The sequence below is a fragment of the Devosia sp. 67-54 genome (assembly GCF_001899075.1).
Classification (GTDB): domain Bacteria; phylum Pseudomonadota; class Alphaproteobacteria; order Rhizobiales; family Devosiaceae; genus Devosia_A.
Genome location: NZ_MKVA01000002.1, coordinates 342,434 through 364,970, shown reverse-complemented (window position 1 = coordinate 364,970; position 22,537 = coordinate 342,434). Strand labels below are relative to the sequence as shown.

At 66.6% G+C, this 22,537-nt stretch carries 24 protein-coding genes; 4 read left to right on the top strand and 20 right to left on the bottom strand.

Translation table 11 applies throughout. From position 1 onward, the window contains the following. Positions 1-3 precede the first annotated feature (3 nt). The 7 genes from BGO82_RS02470 to BGO82_RS02440 form a co-directional block, all read right to left on the bottom strand. The gene (locus BGO82_RS02470) at positions 4-192 is read right to left on the bottom strand and encodes a Flp family type IVb pilin (protein WP_291303956.1); all 189 of its coding nucleotides are present in this window, start codon (positions 190-192) and stop codon (positions 4-6) included. Positions 193-205: 13 nt separating this feature from the next. Further along, positions 206-613, bottom strand: a complete 408-nt coding sequence (locus BGO82_RS02465; protein ID WP_291303955.1) for a (deoxy)nucleoside triphosphate pyrophosphohydrolase — start codon at positions 611-613, stop codon at positions 206-208. Continuing rightward, positions 610-1,353, bottom strand: coding sequence for a GNAT family N-acetyltransferase (locus BGO82_RS02460; RefSeq protein ID WP_291303954.1), 744 nt, complete (start codon positions 1,351-1,353; stop codon positions 610-612). Before BGO82_RS02460 ends, BGO82_RS02465 begins: the two co-directional genes overlap by 4 nt. 1 nt (position 1,354) lies before the next feature. Next, entirely contained in the window at positions 1,355-2,587 is a 1,233-nt protein-coding gene (gene argJ / locus BGO82_RS02455; RefSeq protein ID WP_291303953.1) for a bifunctional glutamate N-acetyltransferase/amino-acid acetyltransferase ArgJ, read from the bottom strand. Between the two features lie 112 nt (positions 2,588-2,699). Continuing rightward, positions 2,700-3,044 carry a HepT-like ribonuclease domain-containing protein gene (locus BGO82_RS02450; RefSeq protein ID WP_291303952.1) on the bottom strand — a complete coding sequence of 115 codons (345 nt, stop codon included), beginning with the start codon at positions 3,042-3,044 and terminating at the stop codon, positions 2,700-2,702. Next, complete coding sequence (locus BGO82_RS02445; protein WP_291303951.1) at positions 3,034-3,330, bottom strand: nucleotidyltransferase domain-containing protein; 297 nt, start codon at positions 3,328-3,330, stop codon at positions 3,034-3,036. The genes BGO82_RS02450 and BGO82_RS02445 overlap by 11 nt, the downstream gene beginning before the upstream one ends. Before the next feature lie 101 nt (positions 3,331-3,431). Further along, positions 3,432-4,376 carry a peptidylprolyl isomerase gene (locus BGO82_RS02440; RefSeq protein WP_291303950.1) on the bottom strand — a complete coding sequence of 315 codons (945 nt, stop codon included), beginning with the start codon at positions 4,374-4,376 and terminating at the stop codon, positions 3,432-3,434. A gap of 212 nt (positions 4,377-4,588) precedes the next feature. On the opposite strand from BGO82_RS02440, the gene secA reads away from it, so the two are divergent. Further along, positions 4,589-7,345: a preprotein translocase subunit SecA gene (gene secA, locus BGO82_RS02435; RefSeq protein ID WP_291303949.1), complete on the top strand. Its 2,757-nt coding sequence runs from the start codon at positions 4,589-4,591 to the stop codon at positions 7,343-7,345. Positions 7,346-7,369: 24 nt separating this feature from the next. On the opposite strand, the gene BGO82_RS02430 is transcribed toward secA, so the two are convergent. Both BGO82_RS02430 and BGO82_RS02425 read right to left on the bottom strand, forming a co-directional pair. Next, complete coding sequence (locus BGO82_RS02430; protein WP_291303948.1) at positions 7,370-7,681, bottom strand: transcriptional regulator; 312 nt, start codon at positions 7,679-7,681, stop codon at positions 7,370-7,372. Next, complete coding sequence (locus BGO82_RS02425; protein ID WP_291303947.1) at positions 7,678-7,998, bottom strand: hypothetical protein; 321 nt, start codon at positions 7,996-7,998, stop codon at positions 7,678-7,680. Before BGO82_RS02425 ends, BGO82_RS02430 begins: the two co-directional genes overlap by 4 nt. Positions 7,999-8,131: 133 nt before the next feature. On the opposite strand from BGO82_RS02425, the gene BGO82_RS02420 reads away from it, so the two are divergent. Continuing rightward, entirely contained in the window at positions 8,132-8,452 is a 321-nt protein-coding gene (locus BGO82_RS02420) for a DUF2853 family protein (protein ID WP_291303946.1), read from the top strand. Between the two features lie 18 nt (positions 8,453-8,470). Here the strand turns inward: BGO82_RS02420 and BGO82_RS02415 are convergent, their stop codons facing one another. The 6 genes from BGO82_RS02415 to BGO82_RS02390 form a co-directional block, all read right to left on the bottom strand. Next, positions 8,471-9,229: a hypothetical protein gene (locus tag BGO82_RS02415; RefSeq protein ID WP_291303945.1), complete on the bottom strand. Its 759-nt coding sequence runs from the start codon at positions 9,227-9,229 to the stop codon at positions 8,471-8,473. Positions 9,230-9,366: 137 nt separating this feature from the next. After that, positions 9,367-10,386, bottom strand: a complete 1,020-nt coding sequence (locus BGO82_RS02410) for a murein L,D-transpeptidase family protein (protein WP_291303944.1) — start codon at positions 10,384-10,386, stop codon at positions 9,367-9,369. Between the two features lie 150 nt (positions 10,387-10,536). After that, complete coding sequence (locus BGO82_RS02405; protein WP_291303943.1) at positions 10,537-11,343, bottom strand: ABC transporter permease subunit; 807 nt, start codon at positions 11,341-11,343, stop codon at positions 10,537-10,539. Next, a complete protein-coding gene (locus BGO82_RS02400) occupies positions 11,344-12,345 on the bottom strand; it encodes an ABC transporter permease subunit (protein ID WP_291303942.1) in 1,002 nt (333 codons plus the stop codon). Further along, complete coding sequence (locus tag BGO82_RS02395; protein ID WP_291303941.1) at positions 12,300-13,460, bottom strand: ABC transporter ATP-binding protein; 1,161 nt, start codon at positions 13,458-13,460, stop codon at positions 12,300-12,302. Before BGO82_RS02395 ends, BGO82_RS02400 begins: the two co-directional genes overlap by 46 nt. A 57-nt stretch (positions 13,461-13,517) precedes the next feature. Next, entirely contained in the window at positions 13,518-14,612 is a 1,095-nt protein-coding gene (locus tag BGO82_RS02390; RefSeq protein ID WP_291303940.1) for a polyamine ABC transporter substrate-binding protein, read from the bottom strand. Between the two features lie 372 nt (positions 14,613-14,984). On the opposite strand from BGO82_RS02390, the gene BGO82_RS02385 reads away from it, so the two are divergent. Next, entirely contained in the window at positions 14,985-15,911 is a 927-nt protein-coding gene (locus BGO82_RS02385) for a pseudouridine-5'-phosphate glycosidase (RefSeq protein WP_291303939.1), read from the top strand. After that, positions 15,908-16,792, top strand: coding sequence for a PfkB family carbohydrate kinase (locus BGO82_RS02380; protein WP_291303938.1), 885 nt, complete (start codon positions 15,908-15,910; stop codon positions 16,790-16,792). The genes BGO82_RS02385 and BGO82_RS02380 overlap by 4 nt, the downstream gene beginning before the upstream one ends. 784 nt (positions 16,793-17,576) lie before the next feature. Here the strand turns inward: BGO82_RS02380 and BGO82_RS02375 are convergent. The 5 genes from BGO82_RS02375 to BGO82_RS02355 all read right to left on the bottom strand — a co-directional run bounded on the left by BGO82_RS02375 (position 17,577) and on the right by BGO82_RS02355 (position 22,477). After that, on the bottom strand, positions 17,577-17,876 hold the full coding sequence (locus BGO82_RS02375) for a GIY-YIG nuclease family protein (protein ID WP_291303937.1): 300 nt from the start codon (positions 17,874-17,876) through the stop codon (positions 17,577-17,579). Between the two features lie 33 nt (positions 17,877-17,909). After that, on the bottom strand, positions 17,910-19,112 hold the full coding sequence (locus BGO82_RS02370) for a mandelate racemase/muconate lactonizing enzyme family protein (RefSeq protein WP_291303936.1): 1,203 nt from the start codon (positions 19,110-19,112) through the stop codon (positions 17,910-17,912). Between the two features lie 16 nt (positions 19,113-19,128). Next, complete coding sequence (locus BGO82_RS02365; RefSeq protein WP_291303935.1) at positions 19,129-20,487, bottom strand: mandelate racemase/muconate lactonizing enzyme family protein; 1,359 nt, start codon at positions 20,485-20,487, stop codon at positions 19,129-19,131. A gap of 64 nt (positions 20,488-20,551) precedes the next feature. Beyond that, complete coding sequence (locus BGO82_RS02360) at positions 20,552-21,715, bottom strand: mandelate racemase/muconate lactonizing enzyme family protein (RefSeq protein WP_291303934.1); 1,164 nt, start codon at positions 21,713-21,715, stop codon at positions 20,552-20,554. Positions 21,716-21,763: 48 nt separating this feature from the next. Then, positions 21,764-22,477: a GntR family transcriptional regulator gene (locus tag BGO82_RS02355; RefSeq protein WP_291303933.1), complete on the bottom strand. Its 714-nt coding sequence runs from the start codon at positions 22,475-22,477 to the stop codon at positions 21,764-21,766. Positions 22,478-22,537: the final 60 nt, after the last annotated feature.

Here is a 22,537-nt window from a genome sequence, read left to right as displayed (position 1 = left end):
CGGTCACACGCCGGCGGCGTCGATGGCGCTGGTGGATTTGTCGCTGACGCCGCTGAACAGAACCCTGAGGCTGGTGCCGAAGGTGGTCATGGCGACGATCAGCGCCACCGCGATCAGCCCGGCGATGAGCCCGTATTCGATGGCCGTGGCCCCGCGGTCGTCATGGACGAACCGCACAAGCATGCTTCGCATCGGCGCCTCCCGGTCACAGCAGATCGCACAGCGGCGCGATCAGCGGCCCATCCGCCGGCGGCATCGGGTACTCCCTGAGCTGCTGCGGCCGCACCCATTTGAGGGCGGCGTGCTCGCGGGCAATCGGGGTCCCCTGCCATTTCCGGCAGACGAAAAGTGGCATCAGAAGGTGAAAGCTTTCGTAAGAGTGGGACGCAAAGGTTAACGGAGCGAGACAGGCCGTTTTGGTGGCGATACCCAGCTCTTCCTCGAGCTCGCGGATCAGCGCCGCCTCCGGCGTCTCCCCCGGCTCGAGCTTCCCGCCGGGAAACTCCCACAGCCCCGCCAATTGCTTGCCGGCAGGGCGCTGCGCGATCAGCACCCGCCGGTCGGCATCGACCAGGGCGCAGGCGACGACGAGCAGCAGCTTCTTGTCGCTCATGCGGGCGGCACCCGGTAGCTGTAGTCGTACCGATGCATGTAGCCGAGCCCGCGGTAGAGCGCCTGCGCCGGCGGATTGTCCGCCGCAACGTTGAGCGCGGCGATGCGCGCTCCCGCCGCGCGGGCCCAGGCGAGCCCCGTCCGCATCATTGCGACGGCATAGCCTTTGCGCCGCTGCGTCGGATCGGTCACCACATTGCCGGTGACGACGATGCCGTCGGCCACCGCCATCAGCGCCGACGCGACCGGCTGGCCATCGGCACGGAGCACAATCCCCCTGGCCGGAACGTCGATAACCGACAGCAGGGCCCGCATGCGCGCGAGCTTGTCGTCGGCATAGCCTTGCAGCCGCTGCTGCACGGCAAGGAACTCCGGATCGAGCAGATCGTGCAGACGGCCGCGCGGGTCGGGCTCGATGGAACCAAGTTCCATGGCAAACAGATGACTGGCATCGACGCTCGACCAGCCGGCGGCGTCGAGTGCCGCGACGACGGCCGGCCCGGCCAGCGGCGTGACACGGAAGATCGGCGTCTGCCGGCGCGCCTCGTACCAGCGCCGGCTGGCCTCGAGGCGTTCGGTCGCGCCGGCCACATCGCCCGGATCGAGGCTTTGCACCGAATTGGCGCGCTGCGTGTAGCCATTGGCCCAGCGGCGAATCCATTGGCCATCATATTCGACCTCGATGCCCGGCCACGCCTTGAGGCCGGCGCGCTCGAAGACATCGGCCCCCGGCAGCGCCATCTCAGCTCCGGTAGCTGCCGTTGATGTCGATATAGCCGTGCGTCAAATCGCAGGTATAGACCGTGGCGCTGCCATGGCCGAGGCCGAGGCCGACCCGGAGGTCGAGCTCCTGGTTCTTCATGTAGGCGGACGCCGCCGCCTCGTCATAGCCCGGCGCGCGCTCGCCCTTTTCGGCCACCACCACGTCGCCGAAGGCGATGGTCAGCCGGTCGCGGTCGGCCGGCTCGCCCGCCTTGCCGACGGCCATCACCACGCGGCCCCAATTGGCGTCCTCGCCGGCGATGGCGGTCTTGACCAGCGGCGAATTGGCGATCGACTGCGCGATGCGGAAGGCGCTGCGGTCGTCGACGGCGCCCTCGACGGTAACGGTCACCATCTTGCTCGCGCCCTCGCCGTCGCGCACCACCAGCAGGGCGAGATCGTGCAGCACGTCGCCGAGCGCCGCGGCGAAGGCATGCGCGCGCGGATCGCTGCTCTCGTTGATGGCGTCGATCGGCGCCTTGCCGGTGGCGAACACCAGGCAGGTGTCGGAGGTCGAGGTGTCGCTGTCGACCGTCACCGCGTTGAAGCTCCTGTCGACCAGCGGCTGCAGCAGCCCCTGTAGAACGCCGCTCGCAATCGGCGCGTCGGTGAAGACGAAGCTCAGCATCGTCGCCATCGCCGGCGCGATCATGCCCGAGCCCTTGGCGATGCCCGCGATCGACACGGTGACGCCGTCGAAATCCACCGTCGCGCTCGCCACCTTGGGGTAGGTGTCGGTGGTCATGATCGCCTTTGCCGCCTCCATCCACGGGCCGGCTGCGAGCCGCCCGGCCGTCTCGGTGGTCACCGCCGCGAATTTCTCCGGATCGAGCGGCTCGCCGATGACGCCGGTGGAGGCGAGGAAGATCTCTCCGGCCGCAACGCCCAGCGCCTTGGCGGCATAGCCGGCCGACACCTCGACCGTGTGCTTGCCCTTCATGCCGGTGAAGGCATTGGCGTTGCCGGAATTGACCAGGAGCCCGCGCGCCACCCCGCCCTTGAGGCTCTGCCGGCACCAGTCGACCGGCGCCGACGGACAGCGGCTCGAGGTGAACACGCCGGCGACCGTGGTTCCCGGCTCGAACGCCGCCAGCAGCACGTCGGTCCGCCCCTTGTACTTGATCCCCGCCGCCGCGGTGGCAAAGCGCACCCCCGCGATTTCGGGCAGTTCGGGGTAGGATTTGGGCGCGAGCGGAGAAACGGGATGGGCCATGGCGGTGCCTTTGGAGCGTTTCCAGGAACGGTGTACGCGGCTTTCCGGTTCGGAAACGCGACGAACAGGATTTTGGCCCGTGATGCCCGATGTGACGGGCGGGCGCAAGACGCTAGCGGCCGGGTCCCAGTTCCGTCTCGATCGCGGCGAGTAGCGGCGGCAGGGCGATCTTCACGGTATCCCAAACCATGTCGGTCCGCACTGTCGGGTATTCGTGCCGATAAACATTTCCGGCGGCGGCGATTTGGGGCCAGGGCAAATCCGGATGCCGGTCCCGGAAGCCGGTGTCCACTCTGCGCGACGCTTCCGAAATGATCTCGAGACAGCGGATGACCGCGAAAACGCACATCGTGTCGCGCTCGAACTGCTCGTAGCTGCGTTCGCCGACAAATTGCTGCGCCAGCCGGATAGCCACGGCCATATCGTCCAGCCGATCAGCGTTACGATCAAAAGGCATGAATAAGGTCGGCAGCCACCCGCTCACGGATGCCGGCCTTCAGCGCGGCCCGATCGACGACATCAACCGGGCCGTCCAGCAAGCCCACGATATATTGCTGCATGCCAACATAGTCATAGACCGTTGGATGCCGGTCCACGTCGAGATCGATCGCAATATCGATGTCGCTCTCCGGCCCGGCCTCACCACGGGCCACCGATCCGAACAGCGCGGCGTGGCGCACGCCGAGCCGTTCGAGCTCGGGCCGATGCCGGCGCAGGATGTCGATGACTGCGTCCTTGTCCATGTCTCGAAAATAGCCCCGCCGGAGCGCGATTTCCAGCCACCGCGGCCTAAACAAGAAGGCCGGGATCGCTCCCGGCCCTTTGTTCATCTTCCCGCCGAACCTTACTGGTTCGGGCCGAGCTGGGCTTCCACCTGCTGCTTCAGCGCGGCGTCCGGGATGTCGATGCTGGTCGCCTTGCGCAACTGGTCGAACAGCGTGCGGTATTTCTGCACGTAGAGCTGCTGGCCGATCTGTTGGGTGAGCTGCTCCAGCGTCGGCTTGGCGGCCGGGCGGCGGTCGAGCACCTGGATGATGTGCCAGCCGAACTGCGTCTGCACCGGCTGCGAGATCTCGTTGACCTTGAGCGCGAAGGCGGCGTCGGCGAACGGCTTCACCATCTTGTCCTGGGTGAAATAGCCGAGGTCGCCGCCGGAATCCTTGGCGCCGGGCTCGATCGACTTCTCCTTGGCCAGGGTGGCGAAATCGGCGCCGCCGTCGAGCTGCGCCTTGATCGCCTTGGCGTCGTCCTCGCTGCTCACCAGAATGTGACGGGCATGCACCTCGTCGACATTGGGCATGGCCGCGATGGCCTTGTCGTACTCGGCCTTGATCTGCGCTTCGGTGATGGTGTCGCTCACCGCCTGCTTGGTGTAGGCGCGGCGCAGCGCGCGGTCCTGCAGGTAGCTCAGCCGCTGCTTGTAGAGGTCCGACTGCTCGAGATTGGCGGCATGGCCGGCCGCCGCCATCAGCTTGAGGTCGATCATCTGCGCCAGCAGCACCGCGCGGATCTGGTCCTGCGGGATCTGCTGCAGATCCTGCCCCAGATCCTCGGCGGCGAAGGCGAGGTCGGCCTCGGTGATGGGCTGGCCGCCCACCGTCGCCACCACGCTGGTCGGGCTCGGGCCCGCCGCCGGGGCGGCCGGCTCGGCGGACGAGGCCGCGGCGGCGGACGAGGTGCCCTGCGCCAGCGACGCGAAGGGGGTGCCGCACAGCGTCAGCGCCAGGAGCGCGATCACCAGGGCCTTGAGGAAGCCGGGCAGGCGCGCCGGCGAAATGTGAGATGTCATGTGATTGCTTGGCTCCAGCAGGCGCCTTGCCCTCGCGGCGCGGCCGGTGGTTTGGCCGATTTCGCCTCCGTTGACAATACTGACCCCCGCTCTTACATACCCGCAACGCCTGTAAACGCCCGAAAAGCGGCGGTTTTCGGCCCTTCAGATGGTCTGAATTCATACCGCCGGCGCGCCCCGAAATGCGGCGCCATCAAGACAAGGAACGCCCTATGGTTCTCGCCAGCATCGCCAAGGCGATTTTCGGCTCTGCCAATGACCGCCAGGTCAAGCGCTACCAGCCCAAGGTCGACGCCATCAATGCTCTCGAGCCGGAGATGGCCAAGCTGTCCGATGCCGATCTGAGGGCCAAGACCGACGAGTTCCGCGCCGCCTTCAAGGCCGGCAAGAAGCTGGACGACCTGCTGGTGCCGGCCTTCGCCGTGGTGCGCGAGGCCAGCAAGCGCACGCTGGGGATGCGCCATTTCGACGTGCAGCTGGTCGGCGGCATGGTGCTCAACGACCGCTCCATCGCCGAGATGCGCACCGGTGAAGGCAAGACCCTGGTCGCGACGCTTCCCGTCTATCTCAACGCCCTCGCCGGCGAGGGCGTGCACGTGGTGACGGTCAACGACTACCTGGCCAAGCGCGACAGCGAATGGATGGGCCAGATCTACAAATTCCTCGGCCTCACCGTCGGCATCATCGTGCATGGCCTGTCCGACGCCGAGCGCAAGGCCTCCTATGCCGCCGACGTGACCTACGGCACCAACAACGAATACGGCTTCGACTATCTGCGCGACAACATGAAGTATTCGCGCGACCAGATGGTGCAGCGCGGCCACGCCTACGCCATCGTCGACGAGGTGGACTCCATCCTGATCGACGAGGCGCGCACGCCGCTGATCATCTCCGGCCCCACCGAGGACCGCTCGGACCTCTACATGAAGGTCGACGAGATCATGCTCCAGATCGGCGAGGGCGATTTCGACCACGACGAGAAGCAGCGCTCGGTGACCTTCACCGAAAGCGGCACCGAAAAGCTCGAGGGGCTGCTGCGCGACGCCGGCCTGCTCAAGGGCGAGGGGCTCTACGACCTCGAGAACGTCAATCTGGTGCACCACGCCAATTCGGCGCTGCGCGCCCACAAGATGTTCAACAAGGACAAGGACTACATCGTCCGCAACGACGAGGTGGTGATCATCGACGAGTTCACCGGCCGCATGATGCCGGGCCGCCGCTATTCGGAAGGCCTGCACCAGGCGCTGGAGGCCAAGGAACACGTCAAGATCCAGCCCGAGAACCAGACGCTGGCCTCGATCACCTTCCAGAACTATTTCCGCCTCTACAAGAAGCTCGCCGGCATGACCGGCACGGCCGCCACCGAAGCGGAAGAATTCGCCAACATCTACAACCTCAACGTCGTCACCGTGCCGACCAACGTCGCGATCCGGCGCCAGGACGACGACGACGCCATCTTCCGTACCGCCGAGGAAAAGTTTGCCGAAATCACCGATGTGATCCTCGATGCGCAAAAGCGCGGCCAGCCGGTGCTGGTGGGCACCACCTCGATCGAAAAGTCCGAGATGCTGGCCGACCTGCTGCGCGCCAAGGGCATCGGCAACATGCAGGTGCTGAACGCCCGCTACCACGAGCAGGAAGCGCACATCATCGCCGATGCCGGCGTGCCCGGCGCGGTGACCATCGCCACCAACATGGCCGGCCGCGGCACCGACATCCAGCTCGGCGGCAATCTCGACATGCGCATCGAGAAGGAAGCCGAGGGGCTCGAGGGCGAAGAACGCAATTCGAAGATCGCCCGCATCAAGGAGCAGATCGCCCGCGACAAGCAGAAGGCGCTCGACGCCGGCGGCCTGCTGGTGATCGGCACCGAGCGGCACGAGAGCCGCCGCATCGACAACCAGCTGCGCGGCCGCTCCGGCCGCCAGGGCGACCCGGGGCATAGCAAGTTCTTCCTGTCGCTGCAGGACGATCTGATGCGCATCTTCCCGGTCGAATCCATGGATTCTATGCTGGGCAAGCTCGGCCTCGAAGAGGGCGAATCGATCACCCATCCCTGGGTGACCAAGGCCATCGAGCGGGCGCAGGGCCGCGTCGAGGCGCGCAATTTCGACATCCGCAAGAACATCCTCAAATACGACGACGTGATGAATGACCAGCGCAAGGTCATCTTCGAGCAGCGCCTCGAGATCATGGACAAGGACGACGTGTCCGAGATCGTCGACGACATGCGCCACGACGTGGTCGAGACGGTGATCCAGCGCGCCATCCCCGGGCACTCCTACCCCGAGCAGTGGAACACCGAGCAGCTCACCACCGAGGCCAAGCAATATCTGGGCGTCGACATCGACGCCAAGCACTGGGCCGAGGAAGAGGGCATCGACGTCGAGCAGGTGCACGAGCGCCTGACCAAGGCCGCCGACGACTACGCCGCGGCCAAGATCGCCAGATACACCCCCGAGATCATGCGGCAGGTGGAAAAGTCGCTGCTGCTGCAGTCGATCGACCAGCTCTGGCGCGAGCATCTGGTGACGCTCGACCATCTGAGCAAGGTGGTGGGCTGGCGCGGCCTCGCCCAGCGCGATCCGCTGAACGAATACAAGCAGGAAGCCTACGAGCTGTTCCAGAAGCTGCTGGCCGACATGCGCGAGATGGTCATCGGGCAGCTGAGCCACGTCGAAGTCCAGATGCGCGCCCCCGAGCCGCCGCCGCAGCCCGATTTCGGCCGGCTGAGCGAAATCCACATCGACCCCGATCTGGGCGAGAACGATGCCGCGAGCCAGGTCTCGGGCACCATCGGCGGCGCGCTGGCGGCGGCAGGGGCGCTGGCCGGTCTCGGCGGCGACGTGGCCGAAGCCGATCCGCGGCTCAGGCCCATCGACCCCAAGCTCCTCGTCGGCGTCTCCCGCAACGCCCCCTGCCCCTGCGGCTCAGGCAAAAAGTTCAAGCACTGCCACGGCAGCTTCTAGCGGCCATATCGGGACGGCGACGCTTCAGTCCGCGTGCGCGGCCTGCTCGACCGCCTCGGGATGCAATTCGATCACCTTGAGCAGCAGCCGGCCGGCGGGATCGGGGCGGCGCCGCCCCTGCTCCCAATTGTTCATCGTGGCGGCAGGAATGCCGAACCGCTTCTCGAACTGCCGGGCCGAGCGCGCCACCTTGCGGCGAATGGCGCGAATGCGCTCCACCGGCATGGGATCGATGTTGACCACCTCGAGCGCGATCTCGCCGCGCTTCCAGGCCAGCGCCTCGCGCAAGCCCTCCTCGAGGGCCAATCCCAGTTCCGAACGCTTCTCGGTGGTCATTTGCCGTACTCCTTCGCAATCCCGAGCAGGATCCGCCGATCCAGCGACGTCAGATCGCCCTTTTCGTTCTTGGCGTAGATGTGAAGCATCACCACCACATCATCTGCCAGCATGAGGAAGTAGATCGCCCGCCCGCCGCCGCGCTTGCCCTGGTTGCCGAACCCGAAACGAAGCTTGCGGATGCCGCTCAGGCCAGGAATCACGTCGCCGACGGCCGGATCGAGCACGATGGCCTGTTCCAGCCGGGCGACGTCTCCCGCCGAAACCCGCAGCCGTTTCAGGTCGCGAACATAGCGACTGGTACGGACGATCTTCATCGCCCGAACGATATACGCCATTGGCGCATAAAAGCAAACCCCCTACGGGGGAGCGCGAATCTTGCGTGGAAGTATATTGACGCCCCGGCCGGCACGTTTTTAGCTCGGCCCGACCATGACAAAGGAGGCTGCTGTGGCTGAAGACTGGTCTGTCGACGTCAAGAAATATGCGCCAGGCGCGGATTCCAAGGCGATCGCCGGGATCGTGAAATATTGCGGGATCGCGCTGCACAACCGCGACAGCTCGCTGGTCTCGTTCACCGACAAGACCGAGACGGCGCGGGTGCGCGACAATTTCCTGAAAAAGAAGCTGGGGCTGACCCAGACCGACGCCGAGCTGGACAAGGCGATCGCGGCGGTGGGCGAAAAGATGAAGGCCGACCACACCAAGAACCGCGTCACGGTCTACTACCTGCTCGCCGAACATTTCGGCAAGCTCGGCGCCTTCGCCTGACGCCGGACCGCGCCGGCCTTACTGGCAGGTGACCCGCATCTCGGCGAAGCCGCTGTCGTCGGCCGAGAACACCGCCAGCATGCAGCCCTTGTTGTAGGGCACCGTGGCGCCTACCGCCACGTCGCCGGCGCCGCTGATGGTGGCCAGCCCGTCGGTGACGGCGGCGACCTTCAGCACGATGTGCGTCTTGCACAGCGGGAAGCTGTCGCCCGACTGCCCCATGAAGCGCGTGCCGAGCGGGATGCAGTCCTTGGTCGGCCCGTCGGTGCTGACCGCGCTCGGCGTTGCCGTGGGCGCGCCCGATGCCGTGGCCGCCGTGAGCGGCGTGACGGCCGCCGGCTCGGCCGTTGCGACATCGGTCGGCGGCGCCGACGCCGCCGCCAGCCGGGCGCGGGCCGCATCGAGCTCGGCCGCCTGCGACGACGCGACCTGTTCGAGGCTGGCGATCCGCGCCTGCAGATCCTGCATGGCCCTGGCGGTGTCGTCGGTCGGCGGCGCCGAGGCGGCGGCCGAGGGCATCGACGCCGACGGCATGGAGGCCGATGGCTGGCTCGGCGGCGCAACTGACGAGGCGGCCGCCGGCAGCAAGGGCGCCGCGGTATGCGTCTTGCCGCTCGCCGCCCCCGGCGCGCCGAGCAGCGACATCGAGGCCTTGAGCTGGGCGATCTCGGTCGCCATCTCGCGCCGCTGCGTGTCGGCGTTGGTGTGCACCAGGATGGCGCCGCCCAGCGCGATCAGGCCCACCAGCGCGGCGAGCAGCGAAATGACGCGATCCATCAGGCCCACCCCGTCGCGGGGGCAAAGCTAGGGGACGCGGAAACCACGGTTCCGCAAAGGCGGCGCAAACGATCCATGCTCAAACGGCTAGCCGACGATCTTGGCGGAAATAGCGTGCCGGCGCGGCTTTGGCGAGATCAGCCGAAGCGGCGGGGCATCGGCGTCGGCGCGACGGTGGTGCTGCCGCTGGCCGCCGGCTGCGCCGTCCGGGCGTTGCCGCCGCCGAACACGCCGGAGATGAACCCGCCGATCGCCTCGCCGCGCGCCTTGGCCGCTTCCTTTTCGGCCTCGGCGGCCTGCTTGTCGGCCGCGCTCTTGGCGTTGCGGTCGGCGATCTGCGCCACCAGTGTCTTGAACTGCGCGTCGTCCGCCGCCTCCTTGGCGCTGAGCGCGGCGAGCAGTGTGTCGCTGCCGCGGGCCGGACAGGCGGCCGCGGCATCGAGCGCCGCCCCGTTCGGGCCCTTGAGGTCGAACACGTATTTCTTCTCGCACACGTCCCAGCTCGGCGGCGTCTTGGCCAGCTCGAAGCGGTCGTAGCCTTCCTTGATGTCCATCCAGAACGGCAGGTTCGGATTGTCGGCCACCAGCGCCAGGTTCTGCGGCGTCATGCGGAAGGGGAAGATCTGCATCTGGATGACGGTGTTGCCGGCGTTGAAGGTTTCGCGGGCGAGCGCGTAGATCTCGGCAACGGATTCGTCGGTCATCGAATAGCAGCCGGCCGACGAGCAGTCGCCATGCACCATCAGATTGGCGCCGGTGCGGCCCCAGGCCCGGTCGAACTTGTTGGGAAAGCCGGTGTTGAAGCTCAAATAGTAGTTGGAGTTCGGGTTCAGCTGCGCCGGGGTGATGTTGTAGAAGCCCTCGGGCGCCTGCCGGTCGCCCTCCTTGATCTTGGGCCCCAGCGTGCCCGACCAGGCGCAGATGGCATAGGTCTTGTAGAGCTTGTACGGCCCGGCCTTGCTCTGCTTCCAGACCTCGAACTCGCTGCTCTGCTTGAAGATGCGGATCATCATCGGCGCGCCGGGGGTCGAGCCGATCTCGGCCAGCCGGTTGATCGCCGCCTGCTTCAGCGGCTGCACCGCCTTCATCGAGGAATTGCGCGGCAAAATGTCGGAGCACGACGCCAGCAGCAGCGCCGCCAGCAGCACCGCGACCATCCCGAAAATTCTCGCAACCGGCAAGCGCATCGACCCGAATCTGCCCGAAACTACTGCCCCAAAGTCCTACACGGACGACAGTTACCGCACCGTCACCGCCGAGCAACACCACGAGTTTGTGATGTTTGTGCGGCCGGGCGCCGCCGGCGCCTAGGCCCGCGCCGTGCGCGGCCGGCGCAATTGCAGGATGGTGGCGATCACGACGCCGAGCGCGACGATGCCGATGATGACGCTGGCGAGCGCGTTGACGTCGGGCGACACGCCCAGCTTGATCTTGGAAAAGATCACCATCGGCAGCGTGCTCGAGCCGGGGCCGGAGACGAAGCTCGCGATCACCAGGTCGTCGAGCGACAGGGTGAAGCTCAACAGCCACCCCGAGACCAGGGCGGGCGCGATGATCGGCAGGGTGATGTCGAAGAACACCCGGGCCGGCGTCGCGCCGAGGTCCTGCGCCGCCTCTTCGAGGCTGAGGTCGAGGTCGGCGAGGCGCGAGCGCACCACCACCGTGACGTACGACATGCAGAAGGTCGAGTGCGCGAGGACGATGGTGAGCTCGCTGCGCCCGGCCGGCCAGCCGATCAGCGATTCCATGGCGACGAACAGCAGCAGCAGGCTCAGCCCGGTGATCACGTCGGGCATCACCAGCGGCGCCGAAACCAGCCCCGCCAGCAGCGTCTTGCCGCGGAAACGGCGGAAGCGCGTCAGCGCCACGCCGCACAGCGTGCCCAGCACCAGCGCGATGCTGGCACTCACCGCCGCGACGCGCAGCGACAGCAGCCCGGCGTTCAGCACCTGCGGATCGGCAAACAGCTCGCCATACCATTTGGTGGAAAAGCCACCCCACACCGTCACCAGCTTGCTCTCGTTGAACGAGAACACGATGAGCGAGATGATCGGCGCGTAGAGGAACACGAAGCCGAGCGTGGCGATGATCGGAATGAGCGGCCCGCGCTTCATCTATTTGCGCTCCACCACGGCGTTCTGCGCGTTCTGCATCAGCATCAGCGGCACCACCACCACGACCAGCATGGCGATGGCGACCGAGGCGGCGAGCGGCCAGTCGCGGTTGGCGAAGAACTCGTCCCACAGCACGCGGCCGATCATCAGCGTCGAGGGGCTGCCGAGCAGCGTCGGAATCACGTACTCGCCGATCGCCGGGATGAACACCAGCATCGAGCCGGCGATGATGCCGGGCAGCGACAGCGGCAGCGTCACGCTGAGGAAGGTGCGGAACGGCCGCGCCCCGAGATCGGCCGAGGCCTCGAGCAGCGCATCGTCGAGCTTCACCAGCGTGGTGTAGAGCGGCAGGATCATGAACGGCAGGTAGGTGTAGACGATGCCGACATAGACGCCAAAATCGGTGTAGAGCATCGTCACCTGCGGCAGCCCGACGGCCTGCAGCGCATTGTTGATGACGCCGTTGTTCTTGAGAAAGCCGATCCAGGCATAGACGCGCAGCAGGAACGAGCTCCAGAACGGCAGGATGATCAGCATCAGCAGGATGTTGCGCCAGCGGTCGGACGAGCGCGCGATGAAATAGGCGATCGGATAGCCGACCAGCAGCGCCAGGATGGTCGAGATGAAGGCGATCTTGATCGAGTTGAGATAGGCCGCGATGTAGAGCGTGTCCTGCCCGAGGAACATGTAATTGGAAAGGTGCAGCGTGAGCTGCACCTCGCCGTCCTCGCCGAACGTCAGCAGCGGCAGATAGGGCGGCCGCGCCACCACCGCCTCGCTGAACGAGATCTTGAAGACCACCAGCACCGGGATCAGCAGGAACACCGTGAGCCACAGCGCCGGCGGCAGGATCACCGCCCAGCGCCCGGTGATGCCCATGCGCACCAGCCAGCGCCTGAGCAGCGGCCAGGGCCCGCGCTCGGGCGCCGCCGCGGCGGCCGGCAGGTCCATGGCGCTCACGAGGTCAGCACCGAGCCGGACGAGCCCGACCAGCTCGCCCACACCGTCTCGTCCCACGAGATGGCGTCCGGGTCGCCGCGCAGGGCATTGGCCTTGGTGACGCGCATGTAGCGGCCATTGTCGAGCCGCACCTGATACACCGTCATGTCGCCCAGATAGGCGATGTCCTCGACGAAGCCCTTGGTCATGTTGGTGTCGGGCGGCACGCCCGCCTGCACCGCCGGCTTCTCGCGCGTCAGCCGGATCTTTTCCGGCCGGATGGCCCACCACAGGATCTGCTCGGGCGAGCAGTCGACGCCGTGGTCGACATAGATGTCGGCGCCCAGCTCCGCCGAGCGGATGCGCACATGGTCGGGCTCGTCCTCGGTGACCACGCCCTCGACCATGTTGGCCGAGCCGATGAAATTGGCGACGAAGCGCGAATTGGGAAATTCGTAGATCTCGCTGGGCTCGCCCACCATGGCGATCTCGCCCTGGTTCATGACGCCGATGCGGGTGGCAAGGCTCATCGCCTCTTCCTGGTCGTGCGTCACCACGATGAAGGTGACGCCCAGCGTCTCCTGGATCTTGACCAGCTCGAACTGCGTTTCCTCGCGCAGCTTCTTGTCGAGCGCGCCGAGCGGCTCGTCGAGCAGCAGCAGCTTCGGCCGCCTGGCGAGCGCCCGCGCCAGCGCCACGCGCTGCCGCTGCCCGCCGGAAAGCTGGTTGGGCTTGCGCCGCTCATAGCCCTCGAGCTTGACCAGCTTCAGCAGCTCCGCCACGCGCGCCTCGATCTCGGGCCTCGGCAGGTGGTCGCGCTTCAGCCCGTAGGCGATGTTGTTCCACACCGTCATGTGCGGGAACAGCGCGTAGGACTGGAACATCATATTGATCGGCCGGCGGTAGGGCGGCACCCCCGCCATGTCCTGGCCGTCGATCTCGATGGCGCCGGCGGTCGGCTCCTCGAAGCCGGCGAGCATGCGCAGCAGCGTCGACTTGCCCGACCCGGAGCCGCCCAAAAGGCAGAACAGCTCGCCCTTGAAGATGTCGAGCGACACCTCGGAGACGGCCACCACGTCGCCGAACTTCTTGGTCACGTCGCGGATGCGCACGAACGGCTTGGCGTTGGGATCGCGCCACGGCCTGGTGTCGGCGGCGATCTGCGGTTTCTTGGCCATCGGATGGCGCGCCCCTCATCGGCGGGGCGGAGCCGGTGGCTCCGCCCCTGTCGTCGTTTACTGGCCGGTCTTGATGCGGGTCCAGGTGCGCGTCAGATCGCGGGTGAAGCCGTCGCTGTGCGCCTGCAGCGGCGTCAGCTTGGCGGCGATGTCGGCCGGCGGATAGATGTTGGGATCGCCGGTGATGTCCTTGCTGGTCAGGTCGAACGCCGCCTTGTTGCCGTTGGCGTAGAACACGTTGTCCGAAATGTCGGCGGTGACCTTGGGGTCCATGATGTAGTTGATGAAGGCGAGCGCATTCTCCGGATGCGGCGCGTCGGCCGGGATCGCCAGCATGTCGAACCACTCGATCGTGCCTTCCTTGGGGATCACGTACCGCACCTTGACGCCCTTGCCGGCCTGCTCGGCGCGATCCTTGGCGATGTAGACGTCGCCCGAATAGCCGATCGACAGGCAGGCATCGCCATTGGCGAGGTCGTCGATATAGCCCGAGGAATCGAACTTGCGGATGTAGGGCTTGATCGAGGTCATCAGGTCCTCGGCCTTCTTCAGCTCCTCCGGCTTCTCGCTGTTGGGGTTGAGCCCCAGATAGTTGAGCGCGATGGCCATGACCTCGGCCGGCGCGTCGAGCACGGTGATGCCGCAATCGGCGAACTTGGCCGCGTTCTCGGGCTTGAACAGCAGGTCCCAGCTGTCGACCGGCGCGTCCGGCATGCGGGCCTTGATCAGATCCTCGTTGTAGCCGAGCGCGGTGGTGCCCCACATGTAGTCGACGGCGTAGAGGTTGCCCGGATCGAAGGCCTCGGTGGCCTTCATGATGGCGGGGTCCATGTTCTTGAGGTTGGGCAGCTTGGACTTGTCGAGCTTCTGGTAGAGCCCGATCGGGATCTGGTGCTGCAGGAAGAAGCCCGACGGCACCACCACGTCGAAGCCGGAATTGCCGGCCACCAGCTTGCCCTCCAGCATCTCGTTGGAATCGTAGTTGGACTCCACCACCTTGATGCCGGTCGCCTTGGTGAAATTGTCGAGCGTGTCCTCGGCGCGGTAGTCGGACCAGTTGAAGAGGTTGAGGACCTTTTCCTCCTGGGCCGCGGCCACCGCCGTCGTCAGCAGCAGCGCGCCGACGGCGACGGCGAACGATGATGTCTTCATATGGGATTCTCCTTCTTCGACCCCGCTCGGGCGCGGGGATTAGGCAAAAAGCTGAACCGCCGCAGGGGTCAGCGTGCGGCGGCTTGGATATGGCTGGACCGGCGGCTGCATCTGCGCCAGGCGGCAGGCAGGAGTGCCGGAGCTTCGGGGGGCGGCGCCGTGTCGGCAGCGCGCGAAACGGTCGGGGGGCCGGTCGGGACCAGGGACCATGATCTTCAGCGAATGCCCCGAAAGGGTGGTTGCAACGAGCGGCGACCCTAAGACCAAAACCGGGGAGGAACAAGACTTCGGCAGCCACGAATTTCCGGGGCCCTTGACGAGGTTGGCGCCGCACCCTCTATAGGGCGGAAACGGCCAAGGACTGCCCCGCACGTGCCCCTTTCCGACCTGCTCAAGATCAGCCCCGAGATCGCCGACGCGCTCGCCGACGGCCGGCCGGTGGTCGCGCTCGAATCGACCATCATCACCCACGGCATGCCCTACCCGCAGAACCTCGAAATGGCGGGCAGGGTGGAGGCCATCGTCAGGGCGGCCGGCGCCATCCCGGCCACCATCGCCATCATGGACGGAGCGTTCCGGGTCGGCCTCGCCGGCGCCGATCTCCGCCGCCTGGCCGAGACCGGCGCTACGGCGGCCAAGGCGTCGCGCCGCGACGTCGCCGCGCTGCTCAATTCCGGCGCCATCGCCGGCACCACGGTGGCCACCACCATGCAGGCGGCCGAGTTCGCCGGCATCCAGCTGTTCGCCACCGGCGGCATCGGCGGGGTGCATCGCGGCGCCGAGCTGAGCTTCGACGTCTCCGCCGACCTCGAGGAACTGAGCCGGACGCCCGTGGCGGTGGTCTGCGCCGGCGCCAAGGCCATCCTCGACATCGCCAAGACGCTGGAAGTGCTCGAAACCAAGGGCGTGCCGGTGGTCGGCTACGGCACCGACGAGTTTCCCGCCTTCTGGACGCGCGGCAGCGGCCATCCCGTCGACCAGCGGCTCGACACGCCAGAGGCGGTGGCGGCGCTGCTCGACACGCAGTTCCGGCTGGGCATGGGCGGCGTGCTGGTCGCCAACCCGATCCCCGCGGCCGACGCGCTCGACCCGCAAATGATCGCCGCGACCATCGAGCAGGCTCTCGCCGACGCCGGCGCGGCCGGCATCGCCGGCAAGGCGACGACGCCGTTCCTGCTCAAGCGCATCTTCGAGCTGACCGGCGGCAGGAGCCTCGTCTCCAACATCGCGCTGGTCGAAAACAACGCCCGCGTCGCCGCCGCCATCGCCGTGGCGCTGAGCCGGCGGATGGCGCGATGAGCGGCGTCCTCGTCGTCGGCGACGTCATCACCGACGTCATCGTGATGCCGGAGGGGCCGATGGTGCGCGGCTCCGACCGCCGCGCCACCATCCGCTCGCGCCCCGGCGGCTCGGGCGCCAACCAGGCCGTCTGGCTGGGCTCGATCGGGGTGCCGGTGAAGTTCGTGGCGCGCGTCGCCGCCGCCGAGCTCGACGCCAACATCGCCTATTTCCGCTCGCGCGGCGTCGAGCCGCTGCTCGTCGGCGACGCCGAGGCGCCCTCGGGCGTGCTGATCTCGATCGTCGACGCCGACGGCGAGCGCAGCTTCCTCACCGACCGCGGCGCCAATCTGAAGCTTTGCGCCGCCGACCTGCCGCAGAGCCTGCTCGACGACGTCCAGCTGCTGATGGTGTCGGGCTATTCGTTCTTCACCGCCGGGCCGCGCGGCGCCGTGATCGCCTTGCTCAAGGCGGCGCGCGAGCGCAACGTCGCCACCGCGGTCGACCCCGCCTCGGTGGGGTTTCTGCGCGAAGTCGGCGCCGAAGCCTTCCTCAAATGGACGCAAGGGGTGGGCACCATCTTTGCCAACCTCGACGAGGCGCTGGAGCTGACCGGTTCGGTCGACCTCAATCTGCAGATGCAGACGCTGGGCCGCTTCTATGGCCGCGTGGTGATCAAGCGCGGCGTCGCCGGCGCCGCCATCGGCGGCCGCACCGGCGTGCAATTGTCGCTGCCGGCGCCGCCCAGCGACGTCATCGACACCACCGGCGCCGGCGACGCCTTCGCCGCCGCCTTCATCGCCAGCGAACTCGCCGGCAAGCCGGTCGACGCCTGCCTCAAAGCCGGCATCGCCGCCGGCGCCGAAGCCGTCACCCGCATCGGCGGCCAGCCCCTGCCGTAGCCGCCAATCGTCACCACGCGCACCGGGTCATTCCCGCGCAAGCGGGAACCTCTGTTGGCAGCGCGGGAGATGGCCCCGGTGGATCGGGCCGGGCGTCGCCCGGCTCACCCCCGCATTGCCGACTGCATCCGCGGCAAACGGAGGTCCCGCTTGCGCGGGGATGACCCGGTGGATGGAAGGACGAATTTCGTGGAGATGACACGGAGGCGGGCGGCAGATGTCGCTTCCGCGTCCATAACGCTATGCCGCGTTGAGAACGTGGCGGACCTCACTGCCAATTCCACTCCCTTGTCCCCTCCCCCACCGGGTCATTCCCTTGTCCCTCCCCACCGGGTCATTCCCGCGCAAGCGGGAACCTCCGTTGGCGGAGCGAGGGTACGGCCCCGGTGGACCAGGCCGGGCGTCGCCCGGCTCGTCCTCGCATTGCCGACTGCACCCGCGGCAAACAGAGGTCCCCACCTTGGCGGGGATGACCCGGTGGATGGAAGGACGAATTTCGTGGAGATGACACGGAGGTGGGACGGCAGATGTCGCTTTTGCGTCCAATCACGCTATGCCGCGTTGAGAACGTGGCGGACCTTCGCTGCCAATTCCCCTCCCTCGTCCCTCCCCCACCGGGTCATCCCCGCGCAAGCGGGAACCTCCGTTGGCGGAGCGAGGCACGGCCCCGGTGGACCGGGCCGGGCGTCGCCCGGCTCACCCCGCACCGCCGACTGCACCTCCAGCAAACGGAGGTCCCCGCTTTCGCGGGGATGACCCGGTGGGAGGGGGATATCGTGGATGCTTACCCCACGATCTCGTCGAACAGATCGTGCCAATCGGGATTGGTCGTCTCGATCAGAGCGATCTTCCACTCGCGCCGCCACTTCTTGAGCCGTTTTTCGCGTGCGATCGCATCTCGCGGCAGATCGTAGAACTCGAAATGGACGAGGTTGTGGATGTGGTAGCGCGAGGTGAAGTCGGGGAGCAGTTCCTCGCGATGCGTGATCACGCGACCGAGCAGATTGCCGGTGACGCCGATATAGAGCGCACCATATTTGCGGCTGGCGAGGATATAGACGGCATAGCTTCCGAACTGCCCCATGGCCCGAGCTTAGCACCGGGCTGCGCCGCCGCCCTAGTCGAAGAACCCCGCATCTTCCTCGCGCAGATAGCGTTTGGCGGCCTTGGCGTCGATGTCGAGGCCGAGGCCGGGGCCGGGGAGCAGGTCGATCATCGACTCGTTGACGATGCGGCCGGACGGCAGGCCGGTGACGATCTCCTCCCACCACGGGTCGGACGCGCTGGGATATTCGAACGCGATGTAGTTGGCCGGCAGCGTGGCGCACACATTGATCAGCGCGCCGAGGCCGAGCAGGCCGTTGGCGGTGCCGTGCGGCGCCATCAGGATCGAATGCATGTAGGCGTGCTCGGCCACCCATTTGAGCTCAGCGATGCCGCCGATATCGGCCGGGTCGGGGCCGATGACGCGCACCGCCTGCGTCTCGATCAGCTCCTTGAAATTGTGCCGGCTGTAGATCTGCTCGCCGGTATGGATCGGCGTCGAGGTCGACAGCGTCAGCTCGCGATAGGCCTGCGGGTTGACCCACGGCACGTAGTCGCCGGTGAGCATGTCCTCGAGCCACATGATGTTGTACTTTTCGACCGCGCGGGCGAATTTGATGGCGTCGGGCAGCATCCAGCCCGGCCCGCAATCGAGCGCCAGCGACACCGTGTCGCCCAGCACCTCCTTCATGGCGATGACGCAGTCGAGCATGTGGTTGAAGCCGTGCTCGGAGATCACCCCCTGGTCCATCGCGCCGTGATAGCCCGATTTGGTCTGCACCACGCCGTAGTGGAAATCGTCGATGGTGTCCTTCATGTTCGAGTGGAACGAGATTCCCTGCTTGATCATGAAGAAGTTCTCGGGCAGCTCCTTCATCCACTTGACGTCGGCGGCATAGTCCTCCGGCCGGTCGCCGGTGCGCTTCTTGCGCAGGCTGCCATTGTAGCAGCGCACCTTGTCGCGCACCTTGCCGCCGAGCAGCTTGTAGGCCGGCACGTTGGCCGCCTTGCCGGCGATGTCCCACAGCGCATGCTCGATGGCGCTCACCGCCGCGCCATAGGGCTTGAACGAGCCGCGCTGGCGGATCTTCAGCATCACCCGCTCGACGTCGGTGGGGTCCTCGCCCACCAGCGCGTCGCGGAAATGCAGCACCCACGGCTTGAGGTAAGTCTTGGTGAATTCCACCTCGCCCAGGCCGTAGAGGCCCTCGTCGGTGACGATGCGGACGATGGGATGCCGGCCGATGACGGCGCAGCGCAGATCGGTGATCTTCATGCTGTTGTCTTTCGTTTCAGCTCCAGGTGCGATCCCAGGAGTATTCGTCGTCCCAGCGGTCGGTCGGCTGCCAGATGCCGCTGACGCCCGGCTGCAGATGCTGGCCGATCACCTCGTCGACCACGTCGTCGATGCCGAGTCCGGGCTTGTCGGGCACGGTGATGAAGCCGTCCTTGACCAGCGGCCTGGGCAGGCCGGTGACGATGTCGTCCCACCACGGCACGTCGACGGAGTGATATTCGAGCGCCATGAAATTCTCGGTGGCGATGGCGACATGCGCCGCGGCCATCGCCGCGATCGGGCTCTCGGCCATGTGGATGGCCATGGCGACGCCCTGCTCCTGCGCCATGTCGCCGATCTTCTTGGTTTCGAGGATGCCGCCGGCGGTCAGCAGGTCCGGATGGATCACCGAGATGCCGGCCTCGAGCAGCGGCGCGAAACCCTCCTTGAGATAGATGTCCTCGCCGGTGCAGATCGGCACCGTGGTCGCCTGCTGCAGTTGCCGGTACTGCTCGGTGTACTGCCAGGGGATCACGTCCTCGAGCCAGGCCGGCACGTATTTCTCGATCCGCCGCGCCAGGCGAATGCCGTTCTGCAGCGAGATGTGGCCGACATGGTCGATGGCAAGCGGGATCTCGTAGCCCACCACCTCGCGCACCTCGTGGATGTACTGCTCCAACAGGTCGATGCCCTTGTCGGTGAAGTGCAGCCCGCTGAACGGGTGGCGCACATTGTGGATGTCGTAGACGGCGTTGCGGGCGCGCCGGTCCTCGAGCGTCTTCACCGGGCCGCGGCCAGGGTGGACGCGATAGCCTTCGAGCGAGCCGGCGGGCGCCACCACCGCGCCCGGCACGTCGGCGATCTGCATCAGCCCCAGATCCATCTTGAGGAAGGTGAAGCCGAGCTCCATGCGTTCCTTGAGCCGCTTGCCGGTCTCCGTGCCGCTCGGCTTTTCGGCGTCGGTGTCGCAATAGATGCGCACCTTCTCGCGGAAGCGGCCGCCCAGCATCTGGTAGATCGGCACGCCATAGGCCTTGCCGGCGAGATCCCACAGCGCGATCTCGACCGCCGATACGCCCCCGCCCTGCCGGCCGTGGCCGCCGAACTGCCTGATGCGGCGGAACAGCCGGTCGATGTCGCAGGGATTTTCGCCGAGCAGCCGGCTCTTCAGCATCAGCGCGAAGGTGGCGCTGGCGCCGTCGCGCACCTCGCCCAGGCCCACGATGCCCTGGTTGGTGTAGATCTTCAGCAGCGCCGAGGTGAACGGCGCCCCGACAATTTCGGCCACCCGCATGTCGGTGATGCGAAGCTCGGACGGCCGCGACCTGGTGTTGACCCGGTTGAGGGCTTCGTCGGCGCGACCCGCCTTGGCCATGACATGCTCCCTGTGGTTTTCCTGGCGTCGGCGGCCCGTTGCCGCCCGATCGGGTTCGTCCCGGTCAAACGTCGATGGCGTTCGCTTCGAGATAGTCCCGGTTCATCTCGTAGCCGAGTCCGGGCTTGTTGGGGAGCTTCAGGCTGCCGTTGGAGTTGTCGAGCGGCGTGTCGATCAGATCGTTGTATTTGTTGAGGTTCCACTCCGACGTTTCGAGCTTGTAGAAGTTGGGCACCGTCATCATCACCTGCGCGCCGGCGACGACGTTGATCGGGCCGGCCGCGTCGTGCGGCGACACCGGAATGTAGTGGGCCTCGCACAGGGCCGAGATCTTCTTGAGTTCGGTGATGCCGCCGGTCCAGGTCACGTCCGGCATGATGTAGTCGGCGAGCTTGTTCTCGAGGATCGGCACGAAGTCCCATTTGGTATGGCCGCGTTCCCCCCACGAGATCGGCGCGCTGACCTTCTCGCGCACCTGCTTGAGCGCATTGACGCTTTCCGGCGGACAGGGCTCCTCGAACCAGTCGATGTCCCCCGCCTCTTCGAGGCTGCGGCAGAGTCGGATCGCGGTCGGCACGTCGAAACGCCCATGCGCGTCGATCAGGATTTCGATGTCGGGGCCGGTCGTCTCGCGGATCAGGGCCGTCAGTTCCGCCGCCGCGCGCTCGTCCTTGCGCGTCATGCTGCCGTCGAGATAGCCGTTGCGCTGTTCGCGCGCCCGCCCGTCGACGATTTCGCCCTGGTACTCGTAGGGGTCGAACTTCAGCGCCGTGTGCCCGGATCTGACGATGTCGCGGATCTCGTTGACGACACCCTCCTTGCTGGTGAATTTGCGCTGGTCGGGATGGGTGTAGAGCGCGATCTCGTCGCGCACCGCACCGCCCAGCAGTTCGTAGATCGGCTTGCCCAGCACCTTGCCGCGGATATCCCACAGCGCGATGTCGATGGCGCTGACGCATTCGACCGCCGCGCCGCGGCTGCCCATATAGGTGTAGCTGCGGAAGGTCTTGTGCCAGAGATATTCGATCTTTGCCGGATCCTCGCCCACCAGCGACGAGCCGATCTGCCGCAGCATCGCGCACAGGGCGCGGTTGGCGAGCTTGGTGGTGGTGGTGATCTCGCCCCAGCCGCTGACGCCTTCGTCCGTCGTGATCTCGATGAACAGGAACTCGCCCCAATACGAGGCGGCCGATTTGATTAGCCACGGTTTGACACCGGTGATCTTCATTGCTCTTGCCTTTCCATGAACTCTTGCGGCCACCGATAGAACGGAACTCTACCCGGCCTTGGCGGCGTCGTAGGCGCGCATCAGCTCGAGCAGATGCCGGCCCGAGCCTTCCACGTGCCGGGCGACCACCGCTGCCGCCTGCTCGGCGTCGCCGGCCTTGACCAGCCCGATCAGCTCGCGGTGATCGCGGATCACCTGGCCACGCCGCGCCACCGTGTAGTTGAAGCGCTGGTTGACCGCCCGCAGCACCTGGCGATGCTTCCACCAGATTTCGGCGGCGTGCCGGTTGTAGTGGCGCTGATACATGACGGTGTGGAACTGCACGTCCAACCCGCTGTGCAGGACGGGATCCACGAAATTGTTCTGCTCGATCAGCCGCTCGATCCGCTCCAGCTCGGCAATGTCGGCGTCGGTCGCCATACCCACGAACCAGCGCGTCAGCGCCGGCTCGATCAGGGCGCTGATCTCGTAGATGTTGCGCACGAAATCCTGGTCGATGGGGCGCACGCGCGCGCCGCGATTGGGCGAGAAGATCACGAAGCCCTCGCCGCGCAGCAATTGCAGCGCTTCGCGCACCGGATTGGTCGAGGTCCCGAGCTGCTCGGCCAGATCGGCGACCACCAGCCGTTCGTTCGGCTTCAGCCGCCCCGAAATGATGTCGTCGCGAATGATCTCGTACAGCGACAGCGCCCGCTGACTCGAGACGTCGATCTCCTCGAGGCCGGCTGGCGGCGAAATCCTGAACTCGCTGGTCTTCGCCAAGCGACGCTCCCCAAGCCGATGACACCATCGGTGTGCTATCATACATTGCTCACATTGAAC

Coding starts and splice junctions, on each gene's coding strand:
- BGO82_RS02375 (WP_291303937.1), bottom strand. CDS start 17,876: ATGGGGCAGTTCGGAAGCTATGCCGTCTATATCCTCGCCAGCCGCAAA.
- BGO82_RS02395 (WP_291303941.1), bottom strand. CDS start 13,460: ATGGCCAAGAAACCGCAGATCGCCGCCGACACCAGGCCGTGGCGCGAT.
- BGO82_RS02405 (WP_291303943.1), bottom strand. CDS start 11,343: ATGAAGCGCGGGCCGCTCATTCCGATCATCGCCACGCTCGGCTTCGTG.
- BGO82_RS02465 (WP_291303955.1), bottom strand. CDS start 613: ATGAGCGACAAGAAGCTGCTGCTCGTCGTCGCCTGCGCCCTGGTCGAT.
- BGO82_RS02425 (WP_291303947.1), bottom strand. CDS start 7,998: ATGAAGATCGTCCGTACCAGTCGCTATGTTCGCGACCTGAAACGGCTG.
- BGO82_RS02445 (WP_291303951.1), bottom strand. CDS start 3,330: ATGGACAAGGACGCAGTCATCGACATCCTGCGCCGGCATCGGCCCGAG.
- BGO82_RS02415 (WP_291303945.1), bottom strand. CDS start 9,229: ATGGATCGCGTCATTTCGCTGCTCGCCGCGCTGGTGGGCCTGATCGCG.
- BGO82_RS02370 (WP_291303936.1), bottom strand. CDS start 19,112: ATGAAGATCACCGATCTGCGCTGCGCCGTCATCGGCCGGCATCCCATC.
- BGO82_RS02470 (WP_291303956.1), bottom strand. CDS start 192: ATGCGAAGCATGCTTGTGCGGTTCGTCCATGACGACCGCGGGGCCACG.
- BGO82_RS02380 (WP_291303938.1), top strand. CDS start 15,908: ATGAGCGGCGTCCTCGTCGTCGGCGACGTCATCACCGACGTCATCGTG.
- BGO82_RS02360 (WP_291303934.1), bottom strand. CDS start 21,715: ATGAAGATCACCGGTGTCAAACCGTGGCTAATCAAATCGGCCGCCTCG.
- argJ (WP_291303953.1), bottom strand. CDS start 2,587: ATGGCCCATCCCGTTTCTCCGCTCGCGCCCAAATCCTACCCCGAACTG.
- BGO82_RS02440 (WP_291303950.1), bottom strand. CDS start 4,376: ATGACATCTCACATTTCGCCGGCGCGCCTGCCCGGCTTCCTCAAGGCC.
- BGO82_RS02430 (WP_291303948.1), bottom strand. CDS start 7,681: ATGACCACCGAGAAGCGTTCGGAACTGGGATTGGCCCTCGAGGAGGGC.
- BGO82_RS02460 (WP_291303954.1), bottom strand. CDS start 1,353: ATGGCGCTGCCGGGGGCCGATGTCTTCGAGCGCGCCGGCCTCAAGGCG.
- BGO82_RS02365 (WP_291303935.1), bottom strand. CDS start 20,487: ATGGCCAAGGCGGGTCGCGCCGACGAAGCCCTCAACCGGGTCAACACC.
- BGO82_RS02450 (WP_291303952.1), bottom strand. CDS start 3,044: ATGCCTTTTGATCGTAACGCTGATCGGCTGGACGATATGGCCGTGGCT.
- BGO82_RS02390 (WP_291303940.1), bottom strand. CDS start 14,612: ATGAAGACATCATCGTTCGCCGTCGCCGTCGGCGCGCTGCTGCTGACG.
- secA (WP_291303949.1), top strand. CDS start 4,589: ATGGTTCTCGCCAGCATCGCCAAGGCGATTTTCGGCTCTGCCAATGAC.
- BGO82_RS02410 (WP_291303944.1), bottom strand. CDS start 10,386: ATGGTCGCGGTGCTGCTGGCGGCGCTGCTGCTGGCGTCGTGCTCCGAC.